This window comes from Halorubrum sp. CGM4_25_10-8A, assembly GCF_005435025.1.
Classification (GTDB): Archaea; Halobacteriota; Halobacteria; order Halobacteriales; family Haloferacaceae; genus Halorubrum; species Halorubrum ezzemoulense.
The window spans coordinates 1-253 of sequence record NZ_SGTX01000069.1; the positions used below are offsets into that span (position 1 = coordinate 1).

1 pseudogene is annotated in these 253 nt (G+C 51.4%); it reads right to left on the minus strand.

From position 1 onward, the window contains the following. Positions 1-127 (minus strand): annotated as a pseudogene (locus EXE52_RS18160) (IS701 family transposase); the annotation flags it as partial. Between the last annotated feature and the right edge of the window lie 126 nt (positions 128-253).

Genomic DNA, 253 nt, shown 5'->3' on the forward strand with positions numbered 1-253 from the left:
CTTCGCCGCCGTAGGTCACCTGTCGGTTGCTCCGGAGCGGGCCGATCCAGTCTTTGTCGGAGGATTCGATGAGTTCAGGAAGGCCAGAATCGTGGGCGAACCACGAGTCGAAGAGGTAGGTGTCCGCTAATGAGTATGAAAACTTTTGTTAGTTAAGCTTGATAGAAGAGTAATGGAGCGCTCACGTCGAAAAGAGATTGAGCATCACTTGACTGAGGAAGAAATCGATGAACTGCTACGTGAGGCCGAAGAC